The organism is Streptomyces sp. PA03-1a, assembly GCF_033792805.1.
Classification (GTDB): domain Bacteria; phylum Actinomycetota; class Actinomycetes; order Streptomycetales; family Streptomycetaceae; genus Actinacidiphila.
On record NZ_JARAVO010000399.1, the window covers coordinates 1 to 4,794 of the forward strand.

Consider the following 4,794-nt stretch of genomic DNA (forward strand, 5'->3'; position numbering starts at 1 on the left):
TGGTATTCGGTATTTAGAGAGGTTTCGTGGGCTCGGAGATTTGTTTAAGGGACAGGGGCTACGCGGGGACCCGGGACACTCTCGTGAATCTGAGGCTCCTCGGGGGTGAGAGGCATGTGCTGATGTCTATCAAATGCACCGGAACAACGCAGCGGCGGGTAGGTCACAACTCGGCTCAGAAGTCGAACCCGAGTTGCTCACCCGTCTCCCCCGCCTCCACGGTCTCCCGGACCTTCTTCAAGTGCTGCCAACGCGGCAGCGTATCGAGATATGCCCAGGACAGCCGATGGAGGGGGGTGGGCCCCAGCTCCTCCAGTGCCGCCCGGTGCACCGGCGAAGGGTACCCGGCATTGTCCTCGAAGCCGAACGGAGCATAGTCCACGCCCAGTTCCGCCATCATCGCGTCCCGCCGCACCTTGGCGATCACGGACGCGGCCGCCACGGCCACGCACGAGCGGTCGCCCTTGATGACCGTGCGCACCCGCCAGGGACCCCCGAGGTAGTCGTGCTTGCCGTCGAGTATCACCGCGTCCGGACGCACGGGCAGGGCGTCCAGGGCGCGCGTGGCGGCGAGCCGCAGCGCGGCGGTCATCCCCAGTGCGTCGATCTCCTCCGGGGAGGCGTCGCCGAGCGCGAAGGAGTTCACCCATCCGGTGAGCGCACCGGCGAGCGCGGTACGGCGCTTGACGGTGAGCAGCTTGGAGTCGGTGAGGCCGTCGGGGGGCCGTCGCAGCCCGGTGACGGCCGCGCACACGGTGACGGGACCGGCCCAGGCGCCCCGTCCGACCTCGTCGACGCCCGCGATGACCTTGGCGCCGAGGGTCGCGCGCAGCGAGCGCTCGACGGTGTGGGTGGGGGGTTCGTGGACCATGGCAAGGCTTAGCCTACGCTCCCGCTTTGGACCGGCCGGGAGCAGGTCTCGGGAGCACGGCCGCAGGCCGCGAGCGTCCGGCCCGGCGACCGCGTCAGGGGCGCAGCAGGGGCAGCATCACCTGGTCGACGACCTCGATCAGGTCCTCCTCGGTGATCTCCCGGCCGCCGATCTTCGATCGGTACATCATCAGCGCGGGCACCACGTCGGCGACGATGTCACCGGTGGCGTCGGGCCTCACCTCCCCGCGCTCGATGCCGCGCCGGACCACGTCCAGGATGCGGTGCTTGGTGGGTTCGACGACCCCTTCCATGATCAGCCGTACGAAGCAGTGGGCGGCTTCCTGGTCGCACTCGTCGATCACCGAGCGCAGGGCGAGCCCGCCGCGCGAGTACATCGCCTCGCGCATCCGCAGCACGAGGAAGACCAGGTCCTCCCGCAGGCCGCCCAGGTCCGGGACGTCGGGGACCTCGGGGAAGGCCGTCTGCAGGGCGTCGGCGACGAGGGCCTGCTTGGACGGCCAGCGGCGGTAGACGGCCGCCTTGCCGGTCTGGGCGCCGGCTGCGACGCCCTCCATGGTCAGCCCTCGCCAGCCCACCGTGCTGAGCTGCTCCAGAGCGGCTCCGAGGATCGCCCGCTCCAGAACGGGCCCGCGACGGCGGGTCCCCGCTCCCTGCGACATGGTCATGCCACCTTCTCATTCACTCTCTAGTGAACGCTTGCGTTCACTACCACCATCACCCTAGTGTCGTACACAGTGAACGCGACCGTTCACTAAGTCACCGACTGGGGGACCTCGTGACGACTGGGCAACTCACCTCACCACGAAAGCCCGGAGCCGCGCGACGCGACGGCAGGCCGGGCATCGCACTCGCGGTGATCGCGGCCTGCCAGCTCATGGTCGTGCTGGACGCCACCATTGTGAACATCGCGCTCCCGCACATCCAGGACGCGCTCTCCTTCTCCACCACCGACCTGTCCTGGGTGCTCAACGCCTACACGCTCACCTTCGGCGGCCTGCTGCTCCTCGGCGGGCGCGCGGGCGACATCCTCGGACGGCGCAGGGTGTTCGTCTTCGGCATCCTGCTGTTCTCCCTCGCCTCCCTCCTCGGAGGCTTCGCCCAGGAGCCCTGGCAGCTGCTCGCCGCACGCTCCCTTCAAGGCGTCGGCGGCGCGATAGCCTCGCCGACCTCGCTCGCCCTCATCACCACCAACTTCCCCGAGGGCCCGGAGCGCAACCGGGCCTTCGGCGTGTTCGCCGCGGTCTCCGCGGGCGGCGGCGCCGTGGGCCTGCTGGCCGGCGGCATGCTCACCGACTGGCTCGACTGGCGCTGGGTGTTCTTCGTCAACGTGCCGATCGGCCTGCTGATCGCCTTCCTGGCACCGCGCTTCATCAGCGAGTCGCAGCGGCACCCCGGGCGGTTCGACGTCGCCGGAGCCGTTACCTCGACGCTCGGCATGGCCTCGCTGGTCTACGGCTTCATCCGCGCCGCCCACTCGGGCTGGCGGGACACCCTGACCGTGTCCTCGTTCGCGGCCGCCGTCGTGCTGCTCGGCGCCTTCGTGGTCATCGAACGGCGGGCCCGGGAACCGATCACCCCGCTGCGGATGTTCGCCGACCGCAACCGCTCCGGCACCTACCTGATGATGCTGAGCCTGGCCGCGGCCATGTTCGGGATGTTCTTCTTCATCGTCATCTTCGTGCAGAACGTGCTCGGCTACAGCCCCATCGCGGCGGGCTTCGCCTTCCTCCCGGTCACCGCGGCGATCGTCACCGGGGCAGGGCTGTCCACCCGCTTCCTGCCGGTGCTCGGGCCGAAGCCGTTCCTCGTGGCCGGCTCGGCGCTGACCGGTTCCGGGATGGCGTGGCTGACCCTGATCGACCCCGGCAGCAGCTACGTGGGCGGGGTGCTCGGCCCCATGCTGCTCTTCGGCTTCGGCATGGGCCTGAACTTCGTCACGCTGACCCTGACGGCCGTCTCCGGCGTCGCCCAGCACGAGGCGGGGGCCGCCTCCGGGCTCCTGAACGCCATGCAGCAGGTGGGCGGTTCGCTCGGGCTGTCCATCCTGGTGACGGTGTTCGGCACCGCGAGCCGCGACAAGGCCACCGTTCTCGTCCCGGACTTCCTGGCGCACGCCACCCGGGAGGAGCAGGCCGCCTTCCAGCGGACGCACGAACTGCCGCCGCCGTGGGGCCACGAGGTCCTCGCGCACGGCATCTCGACCGCGTTCTACGCGGCCGTGGGGCTCGTCGCGCTCGCCCTGGTCACGGCGTTGTTCGTGATCCGGGTCCGCAAGAGCGACCTGGAGGCGCTCAGCGGCAGCGCGGGCATGCCCGCGGCCTGACGCCGGCGCCGCCGCCCGGCCCGAGGGGAGGCCGGGGCGGCGGCACACGGCGTTCCACCTCACGGGAAGACCGGGTCGCCCCACTCGTCGTAGAAGCCCGGCAGCCCCGCCGCGTCGCACGGCCGGCCGCCGGTCTGCGCCGGCCGCCCGTCGAGCAGCGACCGCGCCCGGACCTCACCCAGACTGGTGGTGAACCAGGCCTCGGTGCCGTCCTCGTAGAGGTGCTCGACGATCTTCTCCAGGGCGCAGGAGCGCTGCGGCTCCGGCAGCCGGTCCAGCTCCGGGACGGCGTCCGCGGAGAGGTGCCGCAGGTACTCCAGGTCGATCTTGCCGGTGCTCTCGTAGCGGCTCACCTGCTGGTCGGCGATGAGGGCGTCGGGCGACACCAGCCCGAAGGCGAGGACGGACGCTGCGGCGCTCACCGCCATGGCGCGCGGCAGCCAACGCGCGCCGAACACCCCGGCCGCCATGACCAGGACGATCAGCAGCCCGAGCCACAGCTCCACCCCCGCCACCGAGATCCGCAGCCGGGTCAGCCCGTACGCGTCGACGTACAGGTCCATGCGACGCAGCGCGGAGGCGACCACGACCAGGGTCAGCACGCAGATCGTGCCGAGGACGGAGCGCACGAGCACGCGGTCGCGGTCGGTGCCGCGCGGCGCCCAGCGCTGCGCGAGGGCGATGACGACCACGGTGAGCAGGGTGACGACGAGCAGTTGCCAAAAGCCCTGCCGGGCGTACTGCGCGTAGGTCAGGCCGGTCTTGGCCAACACCTTCTCGTAGCCGCCGAACAGCACCGCCAGCTGGACGGCGTTGAAGGCCGCGAACAGTGCGGCGAGGACGACCAAGGGCAGTGCCCACTCGGCGCGCCGGCGCGCGCGTCCCGGTTTCACCTCGATCCGGTCCCAGCGGCGCGGCGCCGCGGCGGTCCACGCCGCGCTGAGGGCGAACAGCGTCCCGACGAGGAGGAGCAGGACGCGCAGGGGGAGGTCGGTGACGGTCACATCGGGCATGAGGTCGCCCAGCAGGTCGGCGAACGCCGCGTCGGCCCCCGCGAAGAGCGCGCCGAAGACGACGAGGAGCACGACGGTCACGCCGACGGTCTTCAGCATCGGCAGCAGCCGGCTCCGGTCGTGGGCGGACCGCTCGCGCAGCCCGCGCAGCGCCCAGCCGATCGCGGGCGCCGGAGCGAACCACAGCCCGGCGCCGCCGAGCAGGACGCCCGGCCAGCGGCGGCCGCCGTGCAGGGCCAGCGAGCCCAGGAAGGCGGCGGCGACGACGGCCAGGAACGACGGCCACCAGGCGTCCCGCAGTGCCGGAATGAGCAGAAGCATCAGGCCTGCCACCGCCCACAGGGCCGACCAGGGCCGCAGCCGCCGTCCGTGGTCGAGGGCGGCGACCGCGGCCGCGGCCGCGGCGGGCACGCTGACCAGCAACAGGTTGATCCCCAGGCCGCCGCGCAGCAGGGTCGCGGCCAGCACACCGGTGAGCAGCGCCGTCCACAGCACGGCGGGACGTGCGGCGCGTGGGGTCCGCGACCGGCTCGCGATCACCCACGCGGGCGGCGGGGGCGGTGG

Annotated in this window: 4 protein-coding genes; 1 reads left to right on the forward strand and 3 read right to left on the reverse strand. The window is 71.7% G+C overall.

Features of this window, described 5'->3' with window-relative positions; translation table 11 throughout:
• Positions 1-175: 175 nt before the first annotated feature.
• Both rnhB and PV341_RS43870 read right to left on the reverse strand, forming a co-directional pair.
• Positions 176-871 carry a ribonuclease HII gene (gene rnhB, locus PV341_RS43865; protein WP_499514456.1) on the reverse strand — a complete coding sequence of 232 codons (696 nt, stop codon included), beginning with the start codon at positions 869-871 and terminating at the stop codon, positions 176-178.
• A 94-nt stretch (positions 872-965) separates the two neighbouring features.
• Entirely contained in the window at positions 966-1,559 is a 594-nt protein-coding gene (locus tag PV341_RS43870) for a TetR/AcrR family transcriptional regulator (RefSeq protein ID WP_499514455.1), read from the reverse strand.
• 110 nt (positions 1,560-1,669) lie between these two features.
• On the opposite strand from PV341_RS43870, the gene PV341_RS43875 reads away from it, so the two are divergent.
• Positions 1,670-3,217, forward strand: coding sequence for an MFS transporter (locus tag PV341_RS43875; protein WP_500360842.1), 1,548 nt, complete (start codon positions 1,670-1,672; stop codon positions 3,215-3,217).
• 59 nt (positions 3,218-3,276) lie between these two features.
• On the opposite strand, the gene PV341_RS43880 is transcribed toward PV341_RS43875, so the two are convergent.
• Positions 3,277-4,794: DUF4153 domain-containing protein (locus PV341_RS43880; RefSeq protein WP_500360843.1), on the reverse strand; the 1,518-nt coding region annotated here is incomplete at its 5' end.